Source organism: Pseudomonas oryzihabitans (genome assembly GCF_014522265.1).
Taxonomy (GTDB): domain Bacteria; phylum Pseudomonadota; class Gammaproteobacteria; order Pseudomonadales; family Pseudomonadaceae; genus Chryseomonas; species Chryseomonas aestiva.
In genome coordinates this window covers 2,245,548-2,259,041 of record NZ_CP017024.1, presented here as the reverse complement: position 1 = coordinate 2,259,041, position 13,494 = coordinate 2,245,548, and the positions used below count along the sequence as shown (strand labels likewise).

11 protein-coding genes are annotated in these 13,494 nt (G+C 65.6%); 7 read left to right on the top strand and 4 right to left on the bottom strand.

Going from position 1 to position 13,494, the window contains the following annotated elements:
• Nucleotides 1-192 precede the first annotated feature (192 nt).
• Nucleotides 193-1,422, bottom strand: coding sequence for a phosphoglycerate dehydrogenase (gene serA, locus BGI51_RS10385; protein WP_187981061.1), 1,230 nt, complete (start codon nucleotides 1,420-1,422; stop codon nucleotides 193-195).
• Nucleotides 1,423-1,660: 238 nt separating this feature from the next.
• On the opposite strand from serA, the gene BGI51_RS10380 reads away from it, so the two are divergent.
• From BGI51_RS10380 to BGI51_RS10370, 3 genes are all read left to right on the top strand, one after another.
• Nucleotides 1,661-2,326 carry a fumarylacetoacetate hydrolase family protein gene (locus tag BGI51_RS10380; RefSeq protein WP_187981060.1) on the top strand — a complete coding sequence of 222 codons (666 nt, stop codon included), beginning with the start codon at nucleotides 1,661-1,663 and terminating at the stop codon, nucleotides 2,324-2,326.
• A gap of 138 nt (nucleotides 2,327-2,464) precedes the next feature.
• Nucleotides 2,465-3,370, top strand: a complete 906-nt coding sequence (locus BGI51_RS10375) for an SdiA-regulated domain-containing protein (RefSeq protein WP_187981059.1) — start codon at nucleotides 2,465-2,467, stop codon at nucleotides 3,368-3,370.
• 70 nt (nucleotides 3,371-3,440) lie between these two features.
• Nucleotides 3,441-4,364 carry an SdiA-regulated domain-containing protein gene (locus BGI51_RS10370; RefSeq protein WP_187981058.1) on the top strand — a complete coding sequence of 308 codons (924 nt, stop codon included), beginning with the start codon at nucleotides 3,441-3,443 and terminating at the stop codon, nucleotides 4,362-4,364.
• A gap of 979 nt (nucleotides 4,365-5,343) precedes the next feature.
• Here BGI51_RS10370 and BGI51_RS10365 read toward each other — a convergent pair.
• On the bottom strand, nucleotides 5,344-5,868 hold the full coding sequence (locus BGI51_RS10365; RefSeq protein ID WP_187981057.1) for a gamma carbonic anhydrase family protein: 525 nt from the start codon (nucleotides 5,866-5,868) through the stop codon (nucleotides 5,344-5,346).
• Between the two features lie 304 nt (nucleotides 5,869-6,172).
• Between BGI51_RS10365 and BGI51_RS10360 the strand changes: the two genes are divergently transcribed.
• From BGI51_RS10360 to BGI51_RS10345, 4 genes are all read left to right on the top strand, one after another.
• Nucleotides 6,173-7,624 (top strand): anion permease, encoded by a 1,452-nt coding sequence (locus tag BGI51_RS10360; RefSeq protein ID WP_187981056.1) that lies wholly within the window; start codon nucleotides 6,173-6,175, stop codon nucleotides 7,622-7,624.
• A gap of 1,111 nt (nucleotides 7,625-8,735) precedes the next feature.
• Entirely contained in the window at nucleotides 8,736-10,271 is a 1,536-nt protein-coding gene (locus BGI51_RS10355) for an acetyl-CoA hydrolase/transferase family protein (protein ID WP_187981055.1), read from the top strand.
• Nucleotides 10,272-10,513: 242 nt separating this feature from the next.
• The gene (gene pbpG, locus BGI51_RS10350; RefSeq protein WP_037006760.1) at nucleotides 10,514-11,425 is read left to right on the top strand and encodes a D-alanyl-D-alanine endopeptidase; all 912 of its coding nucleotides are present in this window, start codon (nucleotides 10,514-10,516) and stop codon (nucleotides 11,423-11,425) included.
• Between the two features lie 184 nt (nucleotides 11,426-11,609).
• Nucleotides 11,610-11,852 carry a hypothetical protein gene (locus BGI51_RS10345; protein WP_133862253.1) on the top strand — a complete coding sequence of 81 codons (243 nt, stop codon included), beginning with the start codon at nucleotides 11,610-11,612 and terminating at the stop codon, nucleotides 11,850-11,852.
• A gap of 12 nt (nucleotides 11,853-11,864) precedes the next feature.
• Here the strand turns inward: BGI51_RS10345 and BGI51_RS10340 are convergent, their stop codons facing one another.
• Nucleotides 11,865-12,299: an NUDIX hydrolase gene (locus BGI51_RS10340; RefSeq protein ID WP_187981054.1), complete on the bottom strand. Its 435-nt coding sequence runs from the start codon at nucleotides 12,297-12,299 to the stop codon at nucleotides 11,865-11,867.
• Complete coding sequence (locus tag BGI51_RS10335; protein ID WP_133862255.1) at nucleotides 12,299-13,309, bottom strand: AI-2E family transporter; 1,011 nt, start codon at nucleotides 13,307-13,309, stop codon at nucleotides 12,299-12,301. Before BGI51_RS10335 ends, BGI51_RS10340 begins: the two co-directional genes overlap by 1 nt.
• Nucleotides 13,310-13,494: the final 185 nt, after the last annotated feature.

Here is a 13,494-nt window from a genome sequence, read left to right as displayed (position 1 = left end):
GCGCCAGCGTTTTCCACAGGTGAACTCAAGCACGGCCAGTGGATAAGGCTGCGCCGTTATCCACACTACGCGGCGTTGGGCTCCCGTAGGTTGGGTTGAGCGAAGCGAAGCCCAACGATCCCATGCTCTCAGCCCACAAAAAAGCCCCGGTCAGGCGAACCCGACCGGGGCTTTTTCATGGTGCATTAACGCTTAGAACAGCACGCGGCAACGAATGGTGCCCTTGATGTTCTGCAGCTTTTCCTGAGCCAGGTCGGAGTAGTCGGCGTCGACGTCGATCACCACGTAGCCGACCTTCTCGTCGGTCTGCAGGTACTGACCGGAGATGTTGATGCCGCTCTCGGAGAAGACGCGGTTGATCTCCGACAGCACGCCCGGCACGTTCTGGTGGATGTGCAGCAGGCGGTGCTTGCCCGGGTGCGACGGCAGGGCCACTTCGGGGAAGTTGACCGACGACACCGAGGTGCCGTTGTCGCTGTACTTGACCAGCTTCTCGGCCACTTCCAGGCCGATGTTGGCCTGGGCCTCGGCGGTGGAACCACCGATGTGCGGGGTCAGGATGACGTTGTCCAGGCCGCGCAGCGGCGAGACGAATTCGTCGTTGTTGGAGCGCGGCTCCACCGGGAAGACGTCGATGGCGGCGCCGATCAGGTGCTCGTCCTTGATGGCGGCGGCCAGGGCGTCGAGGTCGACCACGGTGCCGCGGGCGGCGTTGATCAGGATGCCGCCCTTCTTGATGGCGCGGATCTCGCGCTCACCCATCATCAGCTGGGTGACGGGGGTTTCCGGCACGTGCAGGGTGACGATGTCGCTCATGCCGAGCAGTTCGGTCAGGGAGCCGACCTGCTGGGCGTTGCCCAGGGGCAGCTTGGTGATGACGTCATAGAAGAACACCTGCATGCCCAGGCCCTCGGCCAGCACCGACAGCTGGGTGCCGATGGAGCCGTAGCCGATGATGCCCAGCTTCTTGCCACGGATCTCGAAGGAATTGGCCGCGCTCTTGATCCAGCCGCCACGGTGGCAGGAGGCGTTCTTGGCCGGGATGCCGCGCAGCAGCAGGATGGCCTCGGCCAGCACCAGCTCGGCGACCGAACGGGTGTTGGAATAGGGCGCGTTGAACACGGCGATGCCGCGCTCGCGGGCGGCCTGCAGGTCGACCTGGTTGGTGCCGATGCAGAAGCAGCCGACGGCGACCAGCTTCTTGGCGCAGTCGAACACCTCTTCGGTGAGCTGGGTGCGCGAGCGGATGCCGATGAAGTGGGCGTCGGCGATCTTTTCCTTGAGCTGGGCATCCGGCAGGGAGCTGGTGACGTACTCGATGTTGCTGTAACCCGCGGACTTCAGGATATCCACGGCGGACTGGTGGACGCCTTCCAGGAGAAGGAAGCGGATCTTGCTCTTGTCGAGGGAAGTCTTGCTCATCTGCGTTGAATCCAGAGTGTCCAGGGAGAAGGATGCCGGCGCGGCGCAGGCCAGTTCAGCCAGCGGCAAAGGGGGCGCTATCTTAGCATGAGCCGTCGCATGCAGGTCCGGTTGCGACCTGAAGCTTTCTCAGGGCGACCATGAGCGCCTTGCGACCAGGACCGCGCCGCGGTCCGCGCTTTTGGTTAAGATCGTGAGGTCAAGATCGCCCGCAGACGCCACTCACCAGGAGCACCAGATGGCCTACCAGCACCAGTACCTCGATGGCACCAAGATCCACTTCCCCCTGGGCAAGGTCGTCTGCATCGGCCGCAACTACGCCGAGCACGCCAAGGAGCTGAACAATCCGGTTCCCACCGAGCCCCTGCTGTTCATCAAGCCGGCCAGTTGCGTGGTGCCGGTGGCCGAGGGCTTCGCCATCCCCACCGACCAGGGTTCGGTGCACTACGAGGCCGAGATCGCCGTGCTGATCGGCAAGCCGCTGTCGAAGAAGCCGTCGACCGAAGAGGTGCGCGACGCCATCTCCGGCTTCGCCCCTTCCCTGGACCTGACCCTCAGAGAGGTGCAGAGCCGGCTCAAGGAAAAGGGCTATCCCTGGGAGATCGCCAAGAGCTTCGACGGCGCCTGCGTGCTCGCGCCCTTCGTGCCGGGCGATGCCTTCGAGGACCTGGCCGACATCCCGGTGCGCCTGACCATCAATGGCGAAGTGCGCCAGGACGGCAACAGCCACGACATGCTCAATCCCATCCTGCCGCTGATCCAGGCCATCGCCGGGCATTTCTCCCTGCAACCGGGCGACGTCATCCTCACCGGCACGCCGGTGGGTGTCGGACCTCTCAACGTGGGCGATGACCTGGTACTGGAGCTGCCGGACGTTAGCCGCTTCGAAACGCGCGTGCTATAACCCCGCCACCCACCGTCTCCCGGCCGGTGCCGGGCGACGGTGTGCCGGCGCGGCCACGACGCTCCAGGCCTTGCCTGAAAAGTGCCTACGCTCGGCGACTTTGCAGACAAGCCATAACAAGAAGCCGTACGAGCCCGCATGTCCAGACTCCCCCGCCTCATCCTGTCGCGCCTCCTTCCCGCCTTCGTCCTGCTGGTGCTGATCGTCCTCACCTTCGTCTGGCACTGGAACGACCGGGCGCTGCTCTGGTGGCAGGAATACCGCACGCCGCCGGAAATCCGCGCCCAGGCGGTCTGGCTGCCGGACTACCAGGCGGTGATCCAGGGCAAGCAGCTGCCGGGGCTGGCCGAAGCCGAGACCTCCGATCTCACCTACGACCCCCGTACCCGCACCCTCTTCGCCGTTACCGGCAGCACCCCCTACCTGGTGCAGCTGAGCCTGACCGGCGACATCCTCAGACGCATCCCGATCCGCAACGTCTCCAACCTGGAAGGCGTGACCGCCCTGGAAGACGGGCGCCTGGCCATCGTCGACGAACGCCAGCGGCGGCTGTCGCTGTTCCAGCTGAAGGACGACACCCGGGAGCTGGATGCCAACACCTTCGAGCACCACGACCTGGGCTTTCCCGACGCCGGCAACAAGGGCTTCGAAGGCATCGCCTGGGACCGGCGGCACCAGCGCCTGATCCTCAGCAAGGAGCGCGACCCGGCCGCCCTCTTCACCCTGGCCAGCGACGGCCGCGGCGTTACCGGCAGCCTGCAACCCTTTCCGCTGAAGCAGCTGGTGATCGACTACTCCGCGGTGGCGGTCGATCCGCGCACCGGGCACCTACTGGCGTTGTCCGACCAGTCCCATACCCTGGTGGAGCTGACCGCCGAGGGACAACCGGTCAGCTTCATCAGCCTGAGACGTGGCCTGCACGGCCTGGACGCGACCATGGAGCAACCGGAAGGCGTGGCCCTCGACGAAGCCGGCAATCTCTACCTGATTGGTGAACCCAATCTCTTCCACGTGTTTCACAAGGTGTCCAAAGCGACGCAATGAGCGCCTATTCAGCTTGAATTCAGGGTGGCGCCCTTAGGCTGCGCGGCATTACCGCCTCAGGACCCTGTCGATGTTTCCGCTGCTTTCCCCTCGCACCCTGGGCGCCTTGCTGGGCGGCGCCCTGCTGCTGGCCCTGACCCTGGTGGCCCAGCAACACCGGCTGTTCGAGCGGCTCCTGTTCAACGTCCAGAGCCAGCTTCAGGCCGAGAGCCGCCAGGCCCGTTCGCTGTGGCTGCCGAGCTACCGGGTCACCGTCGAAGCCCGCCCCATCGGCGAGGGCATCACCGATGTCTCGGCACTGAGCTTCGATCCGGATCGCCGCACCCTGGTCAGCGTCACCAACAAGCCGGCGCGCTTTCTCGAACTGGACCTGGACGGCCGGCTGCTGCGCCAGGTGGAGCTCAGGGGCTTCAGCGATCCGGAAGCCATCGAGTACATCAAGCCGGGTGTCTACATGATCAGCGAAGAGCGCCGCCAGCGCCTGGTGCGGGTACGGATCGGCGCCGACACCCGGGTGGTGGACGTCGACGACCGCCAGGTCAGCCACCCCTTCAGCCTCAGCGATGTGCAAAGCGACAACCGCGGCAACGAAGGCCTGGCCTATGACGCGGCCCGCGAGCGCTTCTTCGTCGCCAAGGAAAGCGATCCGGTACGCATCTACGAGATCGACGGCCTGGGCAGCGAAGCCTTCGAAGGCCTGCAGGCGCTGTCGCTGCGCACGGATCCACAGCGTGATCGCCGCCTTTTCGTGCGCGATCTCTCCAGCCTGCAATTCGACCCCGGCACCGGCCACCTGCTGGCGCTCTCGGATCAGTCGCGCCTGGTGCTGGAACTGGACGACGACGGCAAGCCGATCAGTTCGCTGTCACTGCTGCGCGGCCAGCACGGCCTGAGCCGCAGCGTGCCCCAGGCGGAAGGCGTGGCCATGGACGACCAGAGCCGGCTGTACGTGGTCAGCGAGCCCAATCTGTTCTATCGGTTCGAGAAGCCGTGAGGTAGATGCTCATCGCGGCCATGCCGGTGCGCCGTAGCGACCGCTCCTACATACCGGGAAACACCTGTAGGAGCGGCCCATGGCCGCGATCAGTTCCTAGCCTTCCCTCCCCCACAGGAAGAGGGAGTGGTTCCGCGCTAGCGGATAGCCTGGCGACAATGAATCGCGAATTCGCCTTTGGCGCTGCACACGAACGTTCGCTCGGACAGCCCCCTCTCCCTCCGGGAGAGGGTTGGGGTAAGGGCACGCCTGGCAACAACTCTTCAGGTGGAAAAGGCTGCGCCGTTTTCCACGCTACGCAGCCGGTATTAGGTTGAGCGCGGCGAAGCCCAATAGACCGGCGCGGCTTTTCCCTCACCCCAGCCCTCTCCCAAGGGGAGAGGGGGTGGCTCTGCGCTAACGGATAGCCTGGCGACAATGAATCGCGAATCTGCCTTTGGCGCTGCACACGAACGTTCGCTCGGACAGCCCCCTCTCCCTCCAGGAGAGGGTTGGGGTGAGGGCACGCCTGGCAACAACTCTTTAGGTGGAAAAGGCTGCGCCGTTTTCCACGCTACGGCTTCGGCCGGGGCGCTCTGCCTACCTTGTAGGTTGGGTTGAACGCAGCGAAGCCCAACGGACCGGCGCGGCTTTTCCCTCACCCCAGCCCTCTCCCAAGGGGAGAGGGGGTGGCTCTGCGCTAACGGATAGCCGGGCGACAACGGATCGCGGCCCGTCTGGACCGTTAGACCCAAACGCTTGCTCGGACAGCCCCCTCTCCTTCCGGGAGAGGGTTGGGGTGAGGGCACGTCTGGCAACAACTCTTCAGGTGGAAAAGGCTGCGCCGTTTTCCACGCTACGGCTTCGGCCAGGGCGCTACCTGCCTTGTAGGTTGGGCTGAGCGTAGCGAAGCCCAACGGACCGAAGCGGCTTTCCCCTCATCCCAGCCCTTGCTCGGAGGAAGAAGGTCATCCAGCGCGGGGCGCGGCTCCCGATCGCCCTACTCCCCCTGCTCGAACAACTCTTCCAGATAGCGCCGCGCATTGGCCACATAGACCTGGGCGTTGGCCGCCAGCTGCGCCTGCTGGGCCTCGCTCAGGGTGCGCACCACCTTGGCCGGCGAACCGAGCACGAGAGAGCCGTCGGGAATCACCGCGTTCTCGGTGACCAGGGCATTGGCGCCCACCAGGCAGTTGCGCCCGATGCGCGCGCCGTTGAGCACCACGGCGTGGATGCCGATCAGGCTGCCGTCGCCGATTTCGCAGCCATGCAGCATGGCCTGGTGGCCGACGGTGACGCCACGCCCCAGGGTCAGCGGCGAGCCGGGATCGGTGTGCAGCACGGCGCCGTCTTGCACATTGCTGTCCGGGCCGATATGGATCAGCTCGTTGTCGCCACGCAACACCGCGCCGAACCAGACGCTGGCGCCCTCTTCCAGGCGTACCTTGCCGATCACCGCAGCGGTAGGCGCGACCCAGCTGTGCGGATGGGCGTCGACACGGTGTTCTCCCAGGCGGTACTTCATGGCGGTCATCCTCGTGTTATTAGGGTTGGCGGAAAGTCCGATTGTTCGCCGAGGTGAGCGACGGGCGCAATCGGCAACGACCGGCACCTTCGCGTTGTTGCAAGTCATTCTCGATAGCGAAAGAATGCCCTCAGGGAACCTAAGACCGCGGGACTGCGACGAATGACCACGGCCAGCGCGCTGGGAAAGCAGCCCTGCCTTTGCAAAGCTGGCTGCCGCTGACCGCGCAGCCCTCTGGCACAGTACCGTCAGCCGTCCCGGCCCAGGCCGGTTTCCCGAGACCACCGGAATCTGCGAGCGCCCGATGCGTACCACCTGGAAATTCCTGCTGCCCCTCGCCGTCACCGGACTGCTGGCGCTGCTGCCGGCACCGGAGGGCCTGCCCGCTCATGCTTGGCTGTACTTCGCCCTCTTCGCCGGCGTGGTGGTGGGACTGATCCTCGAACCCCTGCCCGGCGCGGTGGTCGGCCTGATCGGGGTGGCCGTGGCGGCCCTGCTGGCGCCCTGGGTGCTGTTCAGTCCGGCGCAGCTGGCGACACCGGGCTTTCGCGCCCCCCAGGAGGCGCTGAAATGGGGCCTGGCGGGCTTTTCCAACAACACCGTCTGGCTGATCTTCAGCGCCTTCATGTTCGCCCTGGGCTACGAGAAGACCGGGCTCGGGCGACGCATCGCCCTGCTGCTGGTCAAGGCCATGGGCCGGCGCACCCTGACCCTGGGCTACGCGGTGATGCTGGCCGATCTGGCCCTCGCACCCTTCACCCCGTCCAACACCGCGCGCAGCGGCGGCACCGTCTACCCGGTGATCCGCAACCTGCCGCTGCTCTACGATTCCAAGCCCAACGACCCCAGCGCCCGGCGCATCGGTTCCTACCTGATGTGGGTGGCGATCTCCTCCACCTGCGTCACCAGCACCCTGTTCCTCACTGCCCTCGCCCCCAATCTGCTGGCCGCCGCGCTGATCGAGAAGACCGCCCAGGTGCACATCAGCTGGGGCCAGTGGTTCATCGCCGCCGCGCCCATGGGCATCCTGCTGCTGGCCCTGCTGCCGCTGCTGGCCTACTGGCTGTATCCGCCGGAGATCAAGCGCAACGACCAGGTGCCGCTGTGGGCGGCCAAGGAACTGGCCGCACTCGGCCCGCTGACCCGCGATGAAAAGCTGCTACTGGCCCTGGTGATCGGTGCCCTGGTGCTGTGGATCTTTGGTGCCGCCTGGGCCGATCCGGCGCTGGTGGGCATCCTGGTGATCGTGCTGATGCTGCTGCTGAAGGTCATCACCTGGAACGATGCCCTGGGCAACAAGGCCGCCTGGAACACCTTCGCCTGGTTCGCCACCCTGGTAGCCCTGGCCGACGGCCTGACCCGGGTCGGCTTCGTCGCCTGGTTCGGCCAGTGGGTCGCCGGCCACCTGGGCGGCTTCCACGCCGGTACCGCCATGGTGGTACTGGTGGCGGTCTTCTATCTCGCCCACTACCTGTTTGCCAGCTCCACCGCCCACACCACGGCGCTGCTGCCGGTGATGCTGGCCGCCGGCATGGGCATCCCCGGCATCGACCTGCCGGTATTCGCCCTGCTGCTGGGCACCTCGCTGGGGCTGATGGGCATCATCACGCCCTACGGCACCGGGCCGAGCCCGGTGTACTACGGCAGCGGCTACCTGCCCAGCGCGGACTACTGGCGACTGGGGACCATTTTCGGCGCGCTGTTCCTGCTGGTGCTGCTGGGGATCGGGGTGCCGTGGATCATGATGGTGGCGTGAGGGGTAGTTGGGCGTTCAGTGCCCAACGCCTGGGTCGTGGTGATCCGGGCGGATCGGCGTAGGTTGGATTGAGCGATAGCGAAGCCCAACGGATTAGGGTTATGGGTGCCCTAGCTGTTTATCGAGTGCTCTGAGGGCTTTTGTTTCGCCCACCCGGGCGAGTTACTTTTTGCATGCGCGGCTGCGCGCCCCGCAAAAAAGTAACCAAAAACGCTTGCCCCACGTTTCGGCCCTCCGCTGCGCTCCGGGTCCCCTCGCTCCGGTGCCGCTCCAGGGGCACTGCACGAAGGGGCTTCCTGCCCCTCGCGCCTTGCTCGGCGTCCTGCCTCGCATATCCCCTCCGCGACACCTGCACTCGGCCTCACTGACGGGGCGGGGCGCAAGCCTGGGAATTCGGGGTTCAGAGGTCGTAGCGTGGAAAACCGCGCAGCGTTTTCCACTGGAAGGTACCTACACTAACAGTGGACAAGGCTTCGCCGTTGTCCACGCTACGAGCTGTTCGTGGCTCTTCAACCAACACTTTCAGGCTGGCGATTCGCCCCGTTCAGCAGGGCGAACGCCAGCGTCGTGGAGTGGGTCGAGCCGCATGGATGCGGCGAGAGGTCCAGTGGGCCATGGACGGCCCATCTGGACCGACCCCGGAGCGGCGCTGGCGTGAGCGAAACGTAGCGTAGCGAAGTAACAGCCGTAGGCTGGCCCGAAGGGCGAGCAACGCGAGTCACCTGGAGCGAAGCGGAAGGCCGGATGGTCGGGGCAAGCGTTTTTGCTTACTTTTTTAGCGACTGAAAAAAGTGAGTCGCCCGGGTGGGCGAAACAAGAGCCACAAGCAGACCACGATAAACAGCCAGGGCACCATTAAGCCAAGGCACTTCGACCGACCTTCGCGATGTTGGGCTTCGCTACGCTCAGCACCAACCTACGAATGCCGATGTTTGGGATGACCAGGCACCGTTGGGCTTCGCTGCGCTCAACCCAACCTACCGAACCCAACCTACGCCCCACTCCCAAAGATTTCCCCGCCCACCCGACCTTTTGCTTAGGGACCTAAGCATCCCTTCGGCGTAGAATCCACATTCTTAGTGTGCTTTCGATAACACCCGCAGAGGTCGTCATGTCCCACCGTATTCGCCATCCCGGTTTCGCCGCCAAGCGCCAGAGCGCCGAGCAGGCCGCACAGTTCATTCGTCACGGCATGACCGTGGGCATGAGCGGCTTCACCGGGGCCGGTTACCCCAAGGCCGTGCCGGGCGCCCTGGCCCAGCGCATCACCGTCAGCCACGGCGCCGGCGAGCCCTTTCGCATCAAGGTGCTGACCGGCGCGTCCACCGCACCGGAGCTGGACGGCGCCCTGGCGCGGGTCGATGGCATCGAGTTGCGGGTGCCCTTCCAGTCCGATCCGGAGTTGCGCAGTCGCATCAACGCCGGTGGCCTGGAGTACATGGACATCCACCTGGGCCAGCTGGCGGAAAAGGTGCGCTATGGCTTCTTCGGCAAGATCGACGTGGCGGTGGTGGAGATCGCCGCCATTCGCGAAGACGGTCTGCTGGTGCCCTCCTCCTCGGTGGGCAACAACAAGACCTGGCTGGACATGGCCGATGCGGTGATTCTCGAGGTCAATCGCTGGCAGCCCGACGCCCTGGACGGCATGCATGACATCTACACCGACGGCGCCCTGCCGCCCCGCCGCACGCCGATTCCCCTGGCGCACCCCGGCGACCGCATCGGCTCGCCCTATCTGGAGGTGCCGCTGGACAAGGTGGTGGCCGTGGTGGAGACCGATGCCCCCGACCGCAACAGTCCGTTCAAGGCCCCGGACGCCGCCTCCCAGGCCATCGCCGCGCACCTGCTGGACTTTCTGCGCTTCGAGGTACGCCAGGGCCGTATCCCGGCCAATCTGCTGCCGCTCCAGTCGGGGGTCGGCAACATCGCCAACGCCTTCATGCAGGGTCTGGCCGAGAGCGAGTTCGCGGGGCTGACCGCCTTCACCGAGGTGATCCAGGACGGCATGCTGGAGCTGCTCATCAGCGGCAAGATGGAGCTGGCCTCGGCCACCTCCTTTTCCCTGAGTCCGGCGGGCATCGAGCGCTTCGTCGAGCACGCCGAGTCGCTGCGCCAGCGCATCATCCTGCGCCAGCAGGGCGTGAGCAATCATCCGGAACTGGTGCGGCGGCTGGGCTGCATCGCCCTGAACGGCATGCTCGAAGCCGACCTCTATGGCAACGTCAACTCCACCCACCAGATGGGCACCGGGATGATGAACGGCATCGGCGGCTCCGGCGACTTCGCCCGCAACGCCTATCTGTCGGTGTTCATGGCGCCGAGCATGGCCAAGAATGGGCTGATCTCGACCCTGGTGCCCATGGTCAGTCACGTCGATCACACCGAGCACGATGTCTCGGTGATCGTCACCGACCAGGGCCTGGCCGACCTGCGCATGCTCAGCCCCAAGCAGCGCGCCCGGGCCATCCTGGAGCACTGCGTGCACCCGAGCTTTCGTCCGGCGCTGGAAGATTATTTCGAACGCGCCCTGGCCGGCAGCCACGGCAAGCACACCCCGCACCTGCTGCCCGAGGCTCTGGCCTGGCACGAACGCTACCTGGTCACCGGCAGCATGCTCGGCCCCACCGCCCAGGAAGCCCACGACTGAAAGGCAAGGCGTCCGAGGCCTCTCGGGCGCCCTTTCGCTCCGCCATCCCCGCCGTCCGTCGCCCATATGCAACTTATTGTGACTTTTTGCCAGCGCGCTGTGTAAAAAGCTGCCTTGTCGGATTCCCAGCCGACATTCCGGGTGATAAAAGACGTGAAATCTCTGAGCAATGTCCTTGATCTGCAAGGGGCATTGCCGTTCGCGGTTGTTCTAACCCCGCCCCCCTTTTGAGAGCTGCCACCGTGAAGATCTGTCATCAACTTGCTGGCCTGTTGCTGGCTGGCTTGGTCGGGCTGAGTCCGGCCGTCCTGGCCCAGACCCCACCGAAGGTCAAGGCCGCGGCGGCCGCCACCGCCCAGCGCCTGGCTTCGAACCACGCCCTGGTCGTCGACCTCAAGACCAACCAGGTACTCTTTTCCCAGAATCCCGACCAGGTCGCCCCCATCGCTTCGGTGACCAAGCTGATGACCGCCATGGTGGTGCTCGATGCCCGGCTGCCGTTGGAGCAGACCATCGACATCGACATCAGCGAGAATCCGGCCATGCGTGGCATCTTCTCGCGGGTGCGCCTGGGTAGCCAGCTGACCCGGCGCGACATGCTGCAACTGGCGCTGATGTCCTCGGAAAACCGCGCCGCCACCAGCCTCGCTCATCACTATCCGGGTGGCCAGCGGGCCTTCGTCGCCGCCATGAATGCCAAGGCCCGCGCCCTGGGCATGAGAAACACCCGCTACGCCGAACCCACCGGCCTGTCGCCGCTGAACGTCTCCACCGCGCGTGACCTGGTCACCCTGCTCAAGGCCACCGAGCACTATCCGCTGCTCGGCCAGCTCAGCACCACCCCGGAAAAGACCCAGGCCTTCCACAACCCCAACTATGTGCTGGGCTTTCGCAACACCAACCACCTGGTCTACAACGCCGACTGGAGCGTGCAGCTGACCAAGACCGGCTACACCGACAAGGCCGGTCACTGCCTGGTGATGCGTACCGTGATGGCCGGTCGTCCGGTGGCCTTCGTGGTGATGGACGCCTTCGGCAAGTTCACCCACATGGCCGACGCCACCCGCGTGCGCCGCTGGCTGGAAACCGGCGCCCTGAGCCCCCTGCCGGGCGCGCCCAAGGCCGGTCGCAGCACGGTGCTGGCGCGGCAGTAAGTCCTGTCTGGGACAGCAAGAAGCCGCGTCTCGACGCGGCTTCTTGCTGTCCAGCACCTGGCGCTCGAAGAGCGGACCCCTGCCGCCCCCGGCGAATCGGCCTCCTGGACTCCTTTGACCGCCGAGACGGGCACCCCGGGCGTAAGGTGCGGTCTAGGGCTGTATCCCCTACCTGGAACGCCCTATGAGCAAAGACGCGATCGCCCACGAGTACTACGAAACCATTACCGGCCGCTGCTGGCTGGATGACGTGCGCGAATGGCGCCGCCTGCAGGCCGAGGCCCAGGCCGCCGCCGACCGCTACCTGGCCTGCCCGGAGGACCTGGGCACGCCCGAGCGCGAACGCCTGGAGCAGCGCTGGCGCGCCATCAATGAGGAGGCCGGTGCCTTCTGGCAACGCATGTGGGCGAATCTGGATCGTCAGTGAGGGGCCGCGGCTTCAGGCAGCGCTAGCGAGAAGCGCCAGCAGGCCTTCGGGTACCAGCCGACAGCTGTCGTCGAAGGAATCGAGCGAGCGCCAGGTAGCCATGAAGGCTTCACCATCGCTCTCCTGACCAGGCAGCTCGGTCTGCGCATAGAGCTGCCGATCAACGAATTCGGCGGCGTAGACCAGCACCACCTCGTGGCCCGGCCGCCCGGCGTAGCTGAACAGCGATTCCAGGGTGCCCAGCAGCCTCACCTCGGCCAGTTCGACGCCCAGTTCCTCGCGCATCTCGCGCCGCACGGCCGCCAGACTGGTTTCGCCGAATTCCACGCCACCGCCCAGGGGGCGGCAAAAGCTTCGGCCATCCTGCGGGTCCTGCGTCTCGCGCACCAGGATGCGCTTGCCCTGGCGCAGCACACAGAGTGCCAGGACGCGAATCTGACCGCTCATCAAACCAGCCCTTCCGCCCTCAACTCGCTCTTGAGATAGGCGTAGTACACCGGCGCCGCCACCAGCCCGGGCAGGCCGAAGGCCGCCTCGAACACCAGCATGGCCACCAGCAATTCCCAGGAACGGGCGCTGATCTGGCCGCCGACGATACGGGCGTTGAGGAAGTACTCCAGCTTGTGGATGGCGATCAGGTAGCCCAGCGCCGCCACCGCGACCCAGATCGACAGCGACAGGCCGGCGATGAAGATCAGGGTGTTGGACATCAGGTTGCCGATCACCGGCAGCAGGCCAAGGATGAAGGTGAGGATCACCAGGGTCTTGGCCAGCGGCAGATGGACATCGAACAGCGGCAACACGCCGAGCAGGAAGATGCCGGTCAGGGTGGTGTTGAGCAGCGAGATCTTGATCTGGGCGAAGACGATGTTGCGAAAGGCCTGGGCCACCAGGCCGAGACGCACCAGCAGCGCGCCGGACAGCGGGCGCAGGCGCTCGGGATCGGGGGTGGGCTGCAGGGCAACGATGGCACCGAGGATCATGCCGATCAGCACGATGACGAAGGTCCGTGCCGCGTCGCGACCGAACAGCTGCAGTTGCGCCACATGGGCGCGCACCCATTCCACCAGCTCCTGCTTCATGCTGTCGGCGTTGGCCGGCAGGTAGGCATCCAGCGAAGGCGGCAACTGGGCACGGGCGCGCTCGGTGAGCACCATGAACTTGTCCAGCAGGCGTCCGGGGTTCTGGACTTCCTGGATGATGAAGCTGGTGAACCAGACGAAGAACAGCGTCAGCAGGCTCACCACCAGGGCGCCGAGCAGGGCCACGGCGAGCCAGCGCGCGCCGCCGCCGGGCATTTGCCGCTGCAGGCGCCCGGCCAGGGTGTTGACCAGTTCGTACACCAGCAGGCCGGCCAGCAGGCTGGGCAGGAGCTTGAGCGGGAGAACCAGATAGAGCGCGGTGAAGACGATGATCCAGCTGGCCAAGATGGCCTGGCGTTGCGTGAAGGCGTACATAGATTACCGGCGGCAGAATCCCTGCCCGCAGTCTGACAGTCTGCCGCCTCGCCGCCCAGCCTAGTGTGGTATTTCAAAAGTTATCTAGGCAATTTTGCCGGCGCCTTTTATCCCTGGACGTCGTTGCCCCTGCTCGCCATAGCCCTGCCATGACTCGTCCCGGCGCCTAGCCCATGAACAAAAAG